At 52.2% G+C, this 14,541-nt stretch carries 15 protein-coding genes; 2 read left to right on the top strand and 13 right to left on the bottom strand.

The genetic code is table 11. From position 1 onward, the window contains the following. Positions 1 to 235: 235 nt before the first annotated feature. Positions 236 to 742: a succinate dehydrogenase gene (locus QZR21_RS04910; protein WP_296974055.1), complete on the top strand. Its 507-nt coding sequence runs from the start codon at positions 236 to 238 to the stop codon at positions 740 to 742. A 364-nt stretch (positions 743 to 1,106) separates the two neighbouring features. Here QZR21_RS04910 and QZR21_RS04905 read toward each other — a convergent pair whose 3' ends face one another. The 8 genes from QZR21_RS04905 to QZR21_RS04870 form a co-directional block, all read right to left on the bottom strand. Next, positions 1,107 to 2,222 carry a metallophosphoesterase gene (locus tag QZR21_RS04905; RefSeq protein WP_296097910.1) on the bottom strand — a complete coding sequence of 372 codons (1,116 nt, stop codon included), beginning with the start codon at positions 2,220 to 2,222 and terminating at the stop codon, positions 1,107 to 1,109. A gap of 180 nt (positions 2,223 to 2,402) precedes the next feature. Then, positions 2,403 to 3,458 carry an A/G-specific adenine glycosylase gene (gene mutY / locus QZR21_RS04900; RefSeq protein ID WP_296097908.1) on the bottom strand — a complete coding sequence of 352 codons (1,056 nt, stop codon included), beginning with the start codon at positions 3,456 to 3,458 and terminating at the stop codon, positions 2,403 to 2,405. Positions 3,459 to 3,466: 8 nt separating this feature from the next. Then, positions 3,467 to 3,937 carry an 8-oxo-dGTP diphosphatase gene (locus QZR21_RS04895; protein WP_296097907.1) on the bottom strand — a complete coding sequence of 157 codons (471 nt, stop codon included), beginning with the start codon at positions 3,935 to 3,937 and terminating at the stop codon, positions 3,467 to 3,469. Next, positions 3,934 to 4,446 carry an HD domain-containing protein gene (locus tag QZR21_RS04890; RefSeq protein WP_296097905.1) on the bottom strand — a complete coding sequence of 171 codons (513 nt, stop codon included), beginning with the start codon at positions 4,444 to 4,446 and terminating at the stop codon, positions 3,934 to 3,936. The genes QZR21_RS04895 and QZR21_RS04890 overlap by 4 nt, the downstream gene beginning before the upstream one ends. 198 nt (positions 4,447 to 4,644) lie before the next feature. Beyond that, positions 4,645 to 5,061 carry an OmpH family outer membrane protein gene (locus tag QZR21_RS04885; protein ID WP_296974050.1) on the bottom strand — a complete coding sequence of 139 codons (417 nt, stop codon included), beginning with the start codon at positions 5,059 to 5,061 and terminating at the stop codon, positions 4,645 to 4,647. Between the two features lie 285 nt (positions 5,062 to 5,346). Beyond that, positions 5,347 to 5,766 carry a GerW family sporulation protein gene (locus QZR21_RS04880; RefSeq protein WP_296097902.1) on the bottom strand — a complete coding sequence of 140 codons (420 nt, stop codon included), beginning with the start codon at positions 5,764 to 5,766 and terminating at the stop codon, positions 5,347 to 5,349. Continuing rightward, the gene (locus QZR21_RS04875) at positions 5,759 to 6,484 is read right to left on the bottom strand and encodes a hypothetical protein (RefSeq protein ID WP_296974046.1); all 726 of its coding nucleotides are present in this window, start codon (positions 6,482 to 6,484) and stop codon (positions 5,759 to 5,761) included. The genes QZR21_RS04880 and QZR21_RS04875 overlap by 8 nt, the downstream gene beginning before the upstream one ends. Continuing rightward, positions 6,481 to 7,536 (bottom strand): YafY family protein, encoded by a 1,056-nt coding sequence (locus tag QZR21_RS04870; RefSeq protein WP_296097900.1) that lies wholly within the window; start codon positions 7,534 to 7,536, stop codon positions 6,481 to 6,483. The genes QZR21_RS04875 and QZR21_RS04870 overlap by 4 nt, the downstream gene beginning before the upstream one ends. A gap of 342 nt (positions 7,537 to 7,878) precedes the next feature. Here QZR21_RS04870 and QZR21_RS04865 point away from each other — a divergent pair, with 342 nt between their 5' ends. After that, a complete protein-coding gene (locus QZR21_RS04865) occupies positions 7,879 to 8,553 on the top strand; it encodes a hypothetical protein (protein WP_296097898.1) in 675 nt (224 codons plus the stop codon). A gap of 251 nt (positions 8,554 to 8,804) precedes the next feature. Here QZR21_RS04865 and QZR21_RS04860 read toward each other — a convergent pair whose 3' ends face one another. The 5 genes from QZR21_RS04860 to QZR21_RS04840 form a co-directional block, all read right to left on the bottom strand. After that, positions 8,805 to 11,621 carry an efflux RND transporter permease subunit gene (locus QZR21_RS04860; RefSeq protein WP_296097897.1) on the bottom strand — a complete coding sequence of 939 codons (2,817 nt, stop codon included), beginning with the start codon at positions 11,619 to 11,621 and terminating at the stop codon, positions 8,805 to 8,807. Continuing rightward, complete coding sequence (locus QZR21_RS04855; protein WP_296097896.1) at positions 11,596 to 12,000, bottom strand: efflux RND transporter permease subunit; 405 nt, start codon at positions 11,998 to 12,000, stop codon at positions 11,596 to 11,598. The genes QZR21_RS04860 and QZR21_RS04855 overlap by 26 nt, the downstream gene beginning before the upstream one ends. Next, positions 11,993 to 13,168: an efflux RND transporter periplasmic adaptor subunit gene (locus QZR21_RS04850; protein WP_296097895.1), complete on the bottom strand. Its 1,176-nt coding sequence runs from the start codon at positions 13,166 to 13,168 to the stop codon at positions 11,993 to 11,995. Before QZR21_RS04850 ends, QZR21_RS04855 begins: the two co-directional genes overlap by 8 nt. A gap of 133 nt (positions 13,169 to 13,301) precedes the next feature. After that, complete coding sequence (locus QZR21_RS04845) at positions 13,302 to 13,730, bottom strand: MarR family winged helix-turn-helix transcriptional regulator (protein WP_296097894.1); 429 nt, start codon at positions 13,728 to 13,730, stop codon at positions 13,302 to 13,304. A 253-nt stretch (positions 13,731 to 13,983) separates the two neighbouring features. Then, entirely contained in the window at positions 13,984 to 14,202 is a 219-nt protein-coding gene (locus QZR21_RS04840) for an RNA helicase (protein WP_296097893.1), read from the bottom strand. Positions 14,203 to 14,541: the final 339 nt, after the last annotated feature.

The raw sequence follows: 14,541 nt of genomic DNA, 5'->3' as shown, positions 1-14,541 counted from the left end.
GGCTCAGCAGTCCTATGCAGGACTGCTGCCTTAAATAGCTCGCTATTCGCGTCGAATTATTCCTCGCATTGCATAAAAATCCAAGAATGAAATCGGACAACGATTTAATCAGTGCTTCCTTAACCCATCCCCTGCAAATACAGTCCCCGCTATCTCAACTTCTCCCTTTTTTTCATCGCCGATTTTTGATATTATAAAGTATATTTACGCTTTTTTCTCTGAAGGATGTGGAAGAATGAAAAAATACCTGGCAGCCATCGTGATTGCCATCCTGCTGATTGGAGGCGGCTTCTTCGCCTACGTCCACTTCATCAGCGGTGGTCCCTGGCAGGGCACCTGGTGGGGCGTGCAGGACGCCGGAGTGAACTGGTCCGGCGATCATATCCGGAACCTGGAAACCGTGACCTTCACCCGGAACGACGATAAGACAATAACCGTAGAGCACAAAGTGCAGCAGGGCAGCAAAGAAGTGGATGGCTCCCTCTCCGGTACCGGCGTGGTGGATGGCGGCCGTCTGGTGGTTACTCCGAAGAAAGGCGGCAAGGATGTGGCCTTTTCCTATAACACCATGTCCAAGACCATCGAACTTCCCCTGACCAATGCGGACAAGTCTGCGGTCACCCTGAAGGTCCTGACGTCAGACAACAACGATGAAATGGAACAGATCCGGAGTGACATCGTCCAGATTTCCCAAAAGCCGGAAAATAAAATCGACACCACCCTGTCCTCTTCCAAGAGCTGACAGGAGGTGCCGGTATAGACACGGATATTCGTATCCGTGTTTTTTTATTGGTTTCCCACAGATGTATCCCAAGCGGATGAAAAGGGCTAAAGGTGGCAGGTGAACATCGCCATGCTCGTTCACCGGGTGGTAGGTGCTTCGCGCCGGGGTGATAAGGTGAATCCGCGGTTTCGCCGCCATTCCATACATCAGCCGTCACCAGCGGGCGTTATATAAGGCTTTCCTACCTTTTAAACGGAGCGCCCCACCCGGTTAACGAGCGCAGCGACGTTAACCCACAACCCGCTTTCACCAGCGCAGCGATGTGAAAGCCCTAACCTTTACGAACCATTTACCCCTTTGAGACGCTCACCATGACACACGCTTACTTTCTGTGGAACGTGAAAATCACCAGCTCCCTCTCGCAACTGAAGCGGAAGGGGAACCAGCTGGCGTCACCCCGGGAAACGTAGCCCAGGTGGGTGCCGTCGCTGTAGGCGCCCCGGGTGTAGGTGAATGGGGTCCACAGGGGCTTTCCGAAAAGGCCAAACTGGGTGCCATGGGTATGGCCGGTGAGGGTGAGGATGGCGCCTTTCTTGAATCCTTCATCCAGAAAATCGGAGTGATGGGCCAGAAGGATCACCGGCGCCCCGGCGGGGATGCCTTCGAAAGCTTCATCGGTCATTTCGTCCATTTCTTCTTTCATAGCCTCTCCCCGGGCCCAGGGATAGTCCACCCCCGCCACGTACAGGGTTTCCCCGTTTCTTGTAATGGCCCGGTGTTCGTTGGCAAGAATCTGCACCGGCGTTTTTTCCAGTTCTTCTTCGATGTAGTCTTTCCCCCGGTAGTATTCATGGTTTCCCCAGACGTAGAAAATACCATCCGGGAAGACGCCGTAAAACGTGGAGAGTGTCTGGGCTGCTTCCGGCATGTGGCGGATGTCATCAATCAGATCTCCCGTAAAGAAGAGGACCTGGGCTCCCTCCAGCCGGGCTTTCCTGATTTCTCCGGGAAGGTCGGTGTACCGGAAATAGGGGCCAATATGGGTATCGGTCATCTGGGCTGCCTTGTACCCGTCAAAGGCTTCCGGCAGTCCCTCTACGTACACATCCACATGGGCCACTTCTTCACTGCAGTTCCCGTCGATGGCGCCGTACACGCCGATGCCAAGGGCCATGGCCATAAAAAGGACGGCCCCTATCCGGGCAATGCTGCGGATCTTTCGGAAGAAAGACAGCATGGTGCAGGCAAAAAGGGGCGCTGCTGCTATGATTTCCGCCACCATGATACCACACATGAGGTATCCCAGCCACAGGGACCAGCTGCCGAGGCTGTCATAGCCCCGGGCATACCAGAGAAAGAATCCGGCAGCCGAAAGGCTGATGAGGAGGCTCAGGACAATGTATATATAGAACTTACTTTTTCGATAGATGATAGAAAAAAAGACTCCATTCAAAAGTCCCAGAATGGAGAACAGGGTCAGTATCATCCGCTCAAACATAGGCGCTCCTTTCTTTAAAAGTGGCCTTCGGCCAGGGCTGCAGCTGCGGCCTCCAGCTAAGGCTCCAGCCTTCGAACGGGGCAGTGACTTCGTCAGGGATAAGGCTTTCGCCTGGACTCAAGAAGAAAACATGGAATTCGGCCTGCGGCCGTGCTGAGAGTGCCCAGCCACCATTCCCTGCTACCTTATCATCTGTTCTACGAAAGCCGCCAGTCTGGCGTGAGGTCCGGCCAGGGGAATTTCCCTGTATTCATCCGGCGCGAACCATCCATATTCCCCTTCCGGAACTCGGCAGTCCTCCATCCGGTACGCTTTCATGTGCCAGATACGGTGGGTAAAGACATGGCGGTACTGCCAGAGACAGTCTCCCGCTTTTCCGGAAAGAGCGGCTTCCAGTTTCTTCTTTGCCTCCTCTGCCCCGCCGGAAAGGGCCATGGGAAATTCCCACATGGAAGCCAGCATGCCCCTGGACGGCCGTTTGTGAAGAAGCACCTTTCCATCCTTCACGATAATGGCGCAGGCCGCTTCCTCCTCTTTCTGCGGTTTCTTCGGCGTCCTTTTCGGCAGTTCCTTTTCCTTTCCTTCATAGAAAGCGCGGCACCGGGACAGGAGGGGGCAGGACTCACAGCGAGGGCTCCTGGGAATACAGATTTCCGCGCCCAGGTCCATGAGGGCCTCATTGAAATCACCGGCCCGGTCCGGCAGGGTATCTTTCACCAGGGATTCAATAATTTTCCGGCCACCGGTCTTCAGAATATCCTCTTCCACACAGTACAGCCGGGCATAGACCCGAAGCACATTACCATCAATGGCGCCTTCCTTCTTCCCGTAGGCCATGGACAGGATGGCCCCTGCCGTATAGCCGCCAATGCCGGGGAGGGACAGGATTTCTTCCTTATCCTTCGGAAGCTTCCCGCCGTAATGGTCTTCCATTTCCTTCGCCGCCCGGTAAATGTTCCGGGCCCTCGTATAGTACCCCAGCCCCTGCCACTGGTGCAGCACATCCGCCTCGTCCGCACAGGCCAGGTCATGGATGGTAGGAAACCGTTCCATCCAGCTGTTGAAATAGGGCTTCACCGCTTCCGTTCTCGTCTGCTGCAGCATGATTTCTGAAATCCAGACATGGTACGGATTCCTGGGCTTATCTTCCCGCCAGGGAAGGTCCCTTTTATTCCGGTCAAACCAGGAAAGGAGAATAGCCGGCCAGTCCTTGCCGGGCCTGTTCTTTTCAGTCATTTCTGCAGTCATCTCATTTCCCGGAAATCATAATCGAAGACGGTCTCCCCGTCCTCTGCAAAATAAATGGTGCCCCGGATCTTCCGGCCGCTGAGAATCATGGGCAGCCATACCCGGTCCGCCATCCACATATCGTCATAGGGAAAATCCTTCGGATAAAACCAGCGGGGATCCATCTCATCAGACAGGTGGGGCTCTCCCTGCCAGTTCCTGGCAAAATAGACGATGCCTGCATGGGACCATTCGGGGTCCGAAGGCTGGTGGAAATAGAGGTCTCCCACCATTTCCAGGTCCTCTGGTGCCATGAGAAGGCCGCATTCTTCCCGGAGTTCCCGGGCTGCACACTGACGCATGGTTTCGCCGGCCTCGATTTTTCCGCCGAAGCCGTTCCATTTCCCATAGCCCATGCCCCTCCGTTTCCGGCCAAGAAGAATGGCGCCATCACTGCGGACAGGATACACAAGGGAGGTATCTCTCATTTGTTTTCCGGCTTGTATTCTTCAAAATAGAGTTCTTCAAACATCCGCTTTCCCGGTGCGGTCTTGTAGAGGCGATGGTACAGGGCTTCATTCTGCTTCCGCAGCGCCCCGTCTTCATACTGGTTCACCAGCATGTCTGCTTCCGCCAGGATTTGGGCATCAGGGCCATCGATGCTTCCGTAGGAATGGTGATGGCCCACAAGCCAGCAGATCCGTTCGATATCGTCTTTTTCAAATTCCAGTGCTTCCAGCATGGGCCGGGCTTCATCGGGTCCCAGTTCCTGCTGGATCTGGCCATCATTCCTGCCAAAGCGCCTCTCCCCTTCATGGATGCCGATGTCGTGAACGTAGGCCGCCGCTTCCAGGCGGAAAAGGGTCTTCTCGTCGAGCTCCTCTTCCATGCCGATCTGCCGGGCAAAGGCGTGAACTTTCAGGAAATGGTGGATTCTCCGGGGATCTCCCTTGTCATAGGTAATCATAGCTTTGCATAAAGCAGTTAATTTATCCATAATGGTTGTCTCCTTTATTTGAGAATGTACGTAATAAACTACAAGCCAGGATGTATAAATGGAGCTAAAAGTGGTTGGCCGGCGAAGCGGCGTTCACCCACAACCCTTAGCCCCATTGTCTCCTTATTATACTAAAACTTTCAACACATAAAAATACCGCAGCCATAGATACTGCGGTATTCTTTCATTCAATATGACTTATTTGGAAAGCTTCTGGGCTACAGCGGAAGTGACATCTACACCGCCGTCAACGACTGCACCCTGTTCAAGGATAATATCGAGGCCCTTTTCCTGGCGAACCTGCTGGATTGCTTTCATGATATCAGAAAGGATGGGCTGCATGGTGGACTTTTCCTTCTGGTCCATTTCCTTCTGGAGTTCTGTAGCAATCTGCTGTTTTTCCTGGTCTGTCTTACCGGCAGAACGGCTCTTGAAAGATTCTTCTGCCTTCTGGGCAGCTGCTCTCATATCGAGCTGGGCCTTCTGCATCTTCGGGTGAGCTGCGAGAAGGGCATTGGAATTTACATAGCCGATTCCGGCTGCGGAAACAGAAAACATAGCACCGAATGCGATCATACCAGCAGCCACTGCTGCTACTGCTTTATTCATCTTCATATGTTCCTCCTAACAAGGCTCTTAATTGAGAGAGTCTTAAGTAAGCATGTATTTATTCTAATCAAAGAAGGGGCAGGTGTCAATGGTAAACGGGGTAAATTTCTTGTAACCATCGTTTCTCACGGTACTTTAATGACCGTCAGTCAATCAGGTGTAATCAGGGCCGCCAGCCCCATTCCATATTCCTTCCTTACCCCCAGGCGGAAGCCTTTGCCCTGACGAAGTCACAGCCCTGTCCGGAGGGCAGAGCCCCGGCCAGAGGCCGCTGCCCAGGGCCGTCAGGCCCTATTCCCCTTTCGCCTCAATAGCCGCTGTTTCCGCTTCTTCCGCCATGGCTTCTTTAGCTTCCTTCAGCGCCGCTTCCCGGACTTCTTCCTTCTTTTCTTTTTTCTTCGTGAAGTGGGAAATCACTTCCGGCACCATGTTCAGTACCTTATCGATGGTTCCGTTGCCGGAGGCATTCTTAATGGAGAAGAGTTCTACCCGTTCCCCCTTCATGATGAGCACTGCCGTAGGCGTCACCTTGCCACCGCCGGCGCCGCCGGCAGCGGCCGTTCCATGGGCTCCTGTGCCGAAGCCGAAGGATATATCCACGAAGGGAACAATGGTAGCATCCCCCAGGTATATGGGCTGTCCCACCACGGACTCGGTGGTAATCATTTTCTTGAAATCTTCAAAAATCTGTTTTCTTACTTCATCATCCATTGTCATTTCCCCCTTGTCTGAAATGCCAGAATTCTCTTGCCGGTTTAGATACCGCAAGCCGTAATGCTATATAAAGGACATATAAGGGAATAATCCGTCCCCGGACATATCCCTTGACTGTACAGATTCTTTCTGTATACACCCATTGGATAGAGAGCGCCGCTTCCGGAAGAAGAGTATAGAACATACCGCACAGGACACCCGTATCCATGGGATCTCCCAGTCCCAGGGACCCTTCTGCATGGTACTTGCATGGAAAGCTGTGGGAGAGGAGCCTGGCAGCGGCGGAGAGAAGCTCTTCCGCCAATCCGTTGTCCAGGGCAAACCGGATCTGGGCCAGCAGGGAGACTTCCTCCTGCTTATCCGGTTCCGAAGGGATTTCTTCTTCCTCCCCTTCTTCCTCCACAACCGGGCCTTCCATTTCCGCCTCTTCAAAATCGCCGTCTTCTTCCGGTATTTTACCCTCTTCAGGCGGTTCTTCTGCCACTTCGTGCAGGTCCCGGTTATTCGACTTATCTTCTATGTCTTCTTCCGGTTTTTCATCCTCCACCTTTTCTTCATGGAAAATGATGTCTCTATGTTTACTGAATAATCCGAAGAAAAGTCGGATGCCTATAGCCAGCTGCCACTTTTGGAAACTCACGGAATAGGTGACCGGGATGAGCAGAAGAACCAGCAGAAGAAGCAGGAGGGCTCCCAGAATTTCGAGGGCCATCATGGCTGTCCATAAAGGCGGTACAGCCCATCTACCGTCTCCTTGACCTCCTTCACCAGGTAGGAAGGAGCTGTTACTTTCACCAGTGGCGCATGCTTCAGGGCCCAGGCTTTCATGGCCGCCGCCGGAAGGGTCACCTCCACCACCACCAGGTCCTGCCGGGCCGAAAGGATATGGGCGTTTTTCCCGAAATCCCTGACAATGAAACTCATAAGGTGCCAGTTTGCCTCAAAGGTACAGGTCACCGGGGCTCCTGCATAGATTTCCTGGTGGGCATAGAGGTAATCGGAAAGCTTTCCGTCCTGGTCCGGACCTTTCAGGGATTTCTGGGGCCGCAGGGATTCCTCCGTAAGGGATACCTCCGCCATAAAAGCAAGGGAAAATGCAGAAATTTCCTCGCTTCCCTCCAAACTGCAGAGAAGGACGTATTCCCCATCAGATGCGGTAATCTGGTAGGGGCTGGCTTTATAGAGACGGGGCTCTCCGGATACGGTGCAGTCATGGTGCCGCTTTCCATCGGCCTCGTAATGGTCATAGTAGAAGGAAACCTGCTTCTTTTCGGCCAGGGCCCTGGAAAGGATGGCCACCGTACCTGCCGGATCCGACCACTTCTGGGAAGAGGGGAGATTCCGGACGTTTTCTTTTCCGTCTTCAAAGGTATGGCTCTGCAGTTTTTTCAGCCGTTCCGACAGCTGGCGAACCTGCTGGTAAGGAAGGTGGGAAAAATAAAGAAGGTCGATGAGCACTGTCAAATCTTCCCGGGACAGTTCATGGTCCCAGTACCAGTCCAAGGAAAGGGAGCTCTCCTTCCCATTCACCACCCGGCTTACTTCCCGGCACATGACAGGGAGACCCGCTTCCTTCAGGCGGGACAGATTTCTTCCCACCGATTTCCGGCTCACCGTCATGCCGTACTTTTCTTCCATATAGTCCAGTATTTCCTGCTGGGTCAGGGGATGCTCCCGGTCCGATTCCCGGATCAGGACCTGCACAATCCGCATGATGGACATCTTGCGTCCTGTTTCACTGTGTTCTCCGGCCAATCCACTCACCATCCCCTGGTTTCTCCTAAGATGTCCCGAATTCAATGTGAGTCCTTCTTCGGGAAAGCTCACAGTTTCGGAAAGTTATGTCAGAATAGATTCTGCTTCATTCTAACATAATCGGCGGCATTTTGACAAAAACGGGAAAAAGACTTTGCCGGTATACAAGCTTTGGCCAGGGCTCAAGGAAGGAATATAAAACAGGGTCTGGCGGTCCCGGGCAGCGGCCTTCCGGTGAACGGGCGAAGCTATAGCACCATCCATCCGATCGGACCATATCACAAGTTTTCTCCGACTCCAGCCACAATGCCCCATGAATGCTATAATAAGCTCAACACCCTATTGGAGGATTCTATGAAAAAAGTAATCATTACCGTGGCTTCCCTGCTGGCCATTGTGGGCATTATCCTTCTGAATGCCCTCACCTTTTCTTCCCGCTATGCCCGCATGATGGAAACCACCATTACCGTAAAGTCAGCGGACAGCACTTTCATGGGAAAAGAAATGAAAGCCTTCTTCCAAAGGGAAGACCTGGAAGAAAAACTGGCAGCCCAGCTGGAGGACCTGGCCCTGTTCCCCGGCCATCCTTCCTGGAACAAAGAACTGGCCCACCTCATCGTATCTACGGGGCAGGACGTATCCCTGGAAGAGATCCGTCTCCAGGGCCGCCGATACTACGGGGGCTTCCGCATCCATTTCCATCTCGCTCCGGAAGATGCCCGCACCTGGGAAGAGCGGTGCAGGGAAACTTTTACCAATGACCACATAGACTACCTGACCGCCCATCCCTCTTCCCATATCCGCCTTAAAAAGTACAGCGGCTGGGACAGCAAAACCGCCGATGATGGCAGTCCCTATGGCATGGGGAGCGCCGAATTTCTCCTGACCCAGGGCGGCGTAACCCAGCTCGTCTACATCACCGTCCTCACAGAACCAAAGGACGATGGTCTGATGGTGACCCTCTTCCTGTCTGACCATAACCAGGGAACCAAAGGGATTCCCTTCTATGATATGGCGGAAGCGGAGTGAGAAAAGGTTTGTACGGCATAGATTCACCTGTCATCTCGGATGAAAAGAAAAATGGCGGAAAATCTCACCATGCTTCCCTTTGCAAAAGGAGTGCACCAAAGGCACAGGGATAGGCCTCCCAAGGCAGAAAATTCGGTACTCCGGAGTCCGGTCTGCCCCTATACGGATAGAAAAGCACCGGTTCATCCAGAACAGCTGAATGAGCCGGTGCTTTTCAATAAAACAGGTGTATAGTACCAATAAGTATGGAATCAAGTCCGGGCCTGTTTTCCTATTTTCTGCATGTTCTTTTTTCCCTTCCTTTTTAAGGAAGTAGACAGTTTTTCCATCACCACGAAGAAAGCGGGAACCAGAAATATGCCAAGGGCCGTAGCAAAGATCATACCGCCCACCACGGCGGTTCCCATGCTGTTTCTGGCTGCCGCACCGGCACCGCCGGCTGCAGCCAGTGGCAGGCAGCCGATAATGAAGGCAAAAGAGGTCATCAGGATAGGGCGAAGTCTCATAGACGCCGCCTCCAGGGCCGCTTCGATGACATCCATGCCGGCATCTGTCCGGACTTTTGCAAATTCCACGATGAGGATAGCGTTCTTTGCCGCCAGGCCTATGATCATAATGATTCCGATCTGCATATATACACTGTCCTGAAGGCCGGCATTAGTGATACCGAGTGCTCTTTCCATGATCCGAAGCAGGTACTCCGTGAAAAAAGCGCCAAAGATACCGGAAGGCACGGAAAGAAGGACCGCATAGGGAATGGTCCAGCTTTCATAGAGAGCTGCCAGGCAGAGAAAAGCAAAGAGCAGGGCCAGTACCATGACCTTGGACATGGAGGAAGATGAATTTTTTTCCTCCCTGCTCTGGCCGGACCATTCTACTGCGAATCCATCCGGTGCCGTTTCCCTGACTACTTCTTCCATGGCACTCAAGGCCTGCCCGGAACTGTAGCCGGAAGCTGTACTTCCCTGGATACTGACACTTCGTTTCCCATTAAATCGGGAAATGATTGATGGCGCCGTAGTCACCTTTGGTTTCAGGAGATTTTCCAGAGGTACCATGCTGCCCGATGCGCTTTTAACGAAGATGAACTTCAAGCCATCCACATCATTCCTGTACCGGGAATCGGCCTGCAGCATGACTTTATACGTCCGCCCAAAAGAATTAAAATCGTTGACCTGATATCCGCCGTAATTGACCTGCATAGCCGTAAATACATCGGACAGGGAAACTCCGTAGTTTTTAATCTTATCCCGGTCCAGGTCATACTGGTAAACAGGAGATGTGATCTGGTATGTCGTATGGACTCCGGATAATTCCGGCCGTTTAGCCGCTGCGGCAATGATTTTCTGGGTAATTTCATTCAGTTCTTCATCGGAATGGCTGGAAAGGTCCTGCAGTTCCATGGTCCAGCCACCTACCATCCCCAAGCCCGGAAGGGTAGGTGTGGTAAATGCACTGACCGAGGCGTCGGGATGTTTCCGGCCAATCCCATTGACTTTGGCCACGATGGAGCTCACCGATTGATCCCGTCCCATCCGTTCAGACCAGGGCGTCAGGCTGACGAAGCAGGTGCCACTGTTCGATTTATTGGCGGATACCGTAATATCATAACCGGAAGCCTTCATCACGGCACTGACTCCATCCACTTTCCGGATATCACTGACGATATCATTCATCATCGTATCTGTACGGTTCAGTGACGTACCTTCCGGCATGTGGACGGACACCAGAAAATACCCCTGGTCCTCATCAGGGACAAACGTGGACGGCAGGAGATGGTAACAGATTCCTGTAAGGCCGCAGACAATCAGAAGAAAAGCAAGAGCCAGCCTGGCATGGGAAATCCACCATCCCGCAGCGCCGGTATACCGGTCCCGCATGCGGTCAAACCATCCATTGAACCAGCAGAAAAATTTGCCAGGAATCCCTTTATAGTCCTGCTTATCCTCCTGTTTCAGGAGAAGGGAACAGAGAGCCGGCGTCAGGGACAGAGCCACAAAAGCGGAAAGTGCCATGGAAACGGCAATGGTCAGGGCAAACTGCTTATAAAGGACGCCGGTCATGCCATCAAGAAATGCAACCGGCACAAATACAGAAGCCAGTACACAGGCAATGGCCACGACCGGCCCCTGTACTTCTTTCATGGCTGATCGGGTAGCTTCCTTTGGTCCCACATGGTCTTCCGCCATATGTTTTTCCACATTTTCGATAACCACAATGGCATCATCCACCACCAGGCCTATGGCCAGAACCATGGCAAAGAGTGTCAGCGTATTGATAGAGAATCCGAGTATTTCAAAAGAAGCAAACGTCCCAACCAGGGAAACCGGAATGGCAAGGACCGGAATCAGGGTGGCCCGCCAGTTTTGAAGGAAAATGAAAACGATGAGAACCACCAGAAGAAGGGCCTCCGCAAAGGTCTTAGCCACTTCCTTGATAGACTCGCTGATATATTCCGTGTTATCAATGATGGTCTTGTACTCTATATCCCGGGGAAAATTTTTGGATGCCTTTGCAAGGACCTGTTTTACCTTCTGGATAGTCTGCATGGCATTGGCATCACTGGTCAGCTCTACGCCAAACCCGACCGCAGGAGAACCGTTCACTTCAGAAATCATAGAATTTGTCTTTGCACCGGTCTCGACACGGGCCACATCTTTCAGCCGGACAAAGGAGCCGCCGCTGCCGGATTTCAGAATGATATTTCCAAATTCCTCCGGCGTGCTGAGTCGTCCTTCAATCCGCCCGGTATACTGTTTTTCCTGATTATCCGGAGCCGGCAACTGGCCCACCATCCCCGCCGGCGCCTGCACGTTCTGCTCCTGGATCGCCGATTTCACGTCTGACACAGTAAGTCCGTAGTTAGAAAGCTTATCCGGATCCAGCCAGATTCGCATGGAATAGTCAGAGCCAAAGGTAGATACATCCCCCACCCCGCTGATTCTTTTGAGATCATCCAGAATATAAATATCCGCATAGTTTTTCAGGAACGTACTGTCATAGGTTCCATTGGGCGAATAGAGGGATACCATATAGGCCATATCACTGGAGGATTTCTTGGTCGTCACCCCCCACGGACTGCACATCAGTCGGAAGGCTGGCATTGGCTACGGCCACATTGTTCTGCACCTTTACGGCATCCATATCGCTGTCCGTACCAAGGTCAAACTTGACACTGAGGCTGTAACTGCCGGTATCATCAGCGCTGGAGCTCATGTAATCCAATCCCTGGGTACCATTTACCTCATCTTCAATGATCTGCGCCACCGTATCATTGATGACACTGGCATTGGCCCCGGTATAGGTGGTACTGACCGATACGGTAGGGGGAGAAATCTCCGGATACTGGGCAATAGGCAGCTGCACAGCGGATATGATTCCCAAAATCACAATCATCAGGGAAATGACGATAGCAAAAATGGGCCTTCTGATAAAGAAATCAGCCATTTCCTGCCTCCCCATCCTGTTTTACACTGTCCCCCAGAGAAAGCCCCAGGGATTCACCGGTCACCAGGGAAGAAGAAATGGTAGCCCCATCTTTCAGATTGGTCAATCCTCCTACAATGACTTCATCATTTTCATCCAGCCCGGACTCGATGATATAGTAACTTCCTACTTTCTGCCCCAGTGTGACATTTTTGGAAACCGCCGTGCCATCATCGGCTACTGTCATTACATAGGCCTGGTTCAGGAGCTGCTGCACCGCCCGCTGGGGAACCAGCAGGGCGTCAGGCACAGTTTTTCCAATGAATTTGACCCGGGCATACATACCCGGAAGAAGCGTATGGTCGGGGTTCTCGAAAAGCGATTTGATAGTCAGCGTGCCGGCACCGGTATCCATGGAGCGGTCCGCCTGCACGATTCTCCCTTCCTGGGGATAGGTCTTCCCATTGCCGAGAGTAATGGTCAGATGGGATCCATCCGCTGAACCATCACCTGCAATATTGTCAAGATAGTCGCTCTCACTGACATTGAACTCCACATACACCGGATCCAATGAGCCGATGGTCACCAGTTTGGTAGATCCTGCAGATGCATAGGTACCTACTGCCGCATCATCCACCGAAAGCCGGCCGGAAAGCGGGGCATACACCATGGAGTCATTCAGGTTCTGCCGGGCCTTTTCCAAATCTGCCGTTTTGGTTTCCAGTTCCGCTTCATAGGAATTGACATCATCCTCCTGGTCCTCCATCTCCTTTTGGGAAATAGCATGGGCCCCATAAAGTTTCCGATCCCGTTCCAGCTGGCGGCGGGCATTCCTCAGATTGACTTCTGCCTTGATTTTTTCTCCCCGGGCGGAAGAAAGAGCCGATTCATACTGACGGGAATCAATACGAAACAGGGGCTGTCCCTGCTGTACAATCTCTCCGCCCTTTACATATTTCTCCACCACCAGCCCTGAGATTTTGGCCTGCACTGCCACTTCGTCCACCCCTTTCACCTGGCCTGCATATTCATAGGTGAGTGGGATATCCTGCCTGATAACCTTTATGGCCTTCACGGAAGCCGTTGATACAGTAGTATCCTTCTGCCCGCTCCCGCAGCCGGCGAGCAGGAACAGACCTGCGCAGCAGGCAAGGAGGGCCATTCCCTTCCATGGATTACGATAGATCATACTTTTCTCCTTTTTATTTCAATATGATGCTATTGAATTGACTTTAAAAATTCCCGCCATCCATAAAGGTTGCAGGATCCATGCATCCAGGCCGGATACATACCCCATCTCCATCAGGATTGGCGGTTATAAATCACAAAGATTCCAAATGATGGTTTATATGGCTCAATAAACGATAGAGTTCAGCAATTTCTTTCTCATCCATCCCTTCTGTCAGCCAATCTTCATCTTCAGCCATAAAGGATGCAGCTTTTTGGCAGCATTCTTCTCCTTCTTCCGTCAGACAGACCATCTTGGTACGGCGGTCCGATTCATCGGTCCAGGTCTTGACGAGTCCTTTCTTTTCCAGGCGCCCGATAAGCCCTACTGTGGTAGACTGGGCCACATGAAGCCGATGTTCCACCTCCTTGAAGGACATGCTCTGCCCGGGCACCTCTATCAGCAGCTGCTGCAGCCTCATTTGAGACAGGGTAAGCCCGCTGGCAGCCAAATGCTTATTGGCTCTTTTAAACAGGGCATCGTTAATCTGTTTGATCAGTATTGCACAATCGGGATTTGCCATTTCTGTACCTCCTGTTTTCCCCGTATCATAGCATAAAGAGGCCAGCGTTTCAATAGCATGCTTTTGAATAGGTTTTCAATCCTACCCCCTGCTGAAAAGACCGGACTTTCCGAGGCAGAGTCATTCCCACAGCCCTTGGCAGTTCCTCTTGTTCATTGGGAAACTTTTTGTACAGGCAGCATCAGCCGGTTCTGACCGGACGACGAGTCCTGCATTCCTTGCACAAGCCAAAATAAAAAAGCCTTTCGGCTTTTTATTGGTCCTTTTCATTTTTCTTTTTCATGGCCTCTTCCTTTTCCCTGTGCGCCCGGTCATAGGCGCCGGACCGCTTCAGGGCCATGGAGATAACGGCCACCACGGCGCAGAGAAGGATGAAAAGGTTCACCGTGGTCACTCCTTCGCCAAAACCGATACGGTAAATGGCATAGAAAAGGACCACCACCAGCAGGAAATCCTGAAATTTTGAAAACATAGGCTGCCTCCGTTCCTTATTCTGCCTTTACAATAGCGGAAACGGAAGGCTTAGTCAAGTGGATGAGGCAGCAATTCGTCCTGAGGGCTGCGGGGCTGTTGGAATGAAGGTTCTGCATACTTACAGAGATGATACACGAGCCCTGGACAGGACAGCCGCTTTGCAGCGGATCTGTATATGTGGGAAATGGCCGCTGCCACAGACTGGGTCCTCTTCTATCATAAGTTATGGTGCGAAGGAGCAGGATATACAGTCCGTTTCCCTGCCCTGGGGAAACGCTGATCAATTCGCAGAGTCAGATTTCATAAGGATTTTTATGCACTGCTTCGTCATAAATCG

Source organism: uncultured Dialister sp., from assembly GCF_900541605.1.
In the GTDB taxonomy this organism is placed as follows: domain Bacteria; phylum Bacillota; class Negativicutes; order Veillonellales; family Dialisteraceae; genus Dialister.
Note: the sequence above shows the minus strand (reverse complement) of the source record. Positions and strands in the feature narration are given on the sequence as shown.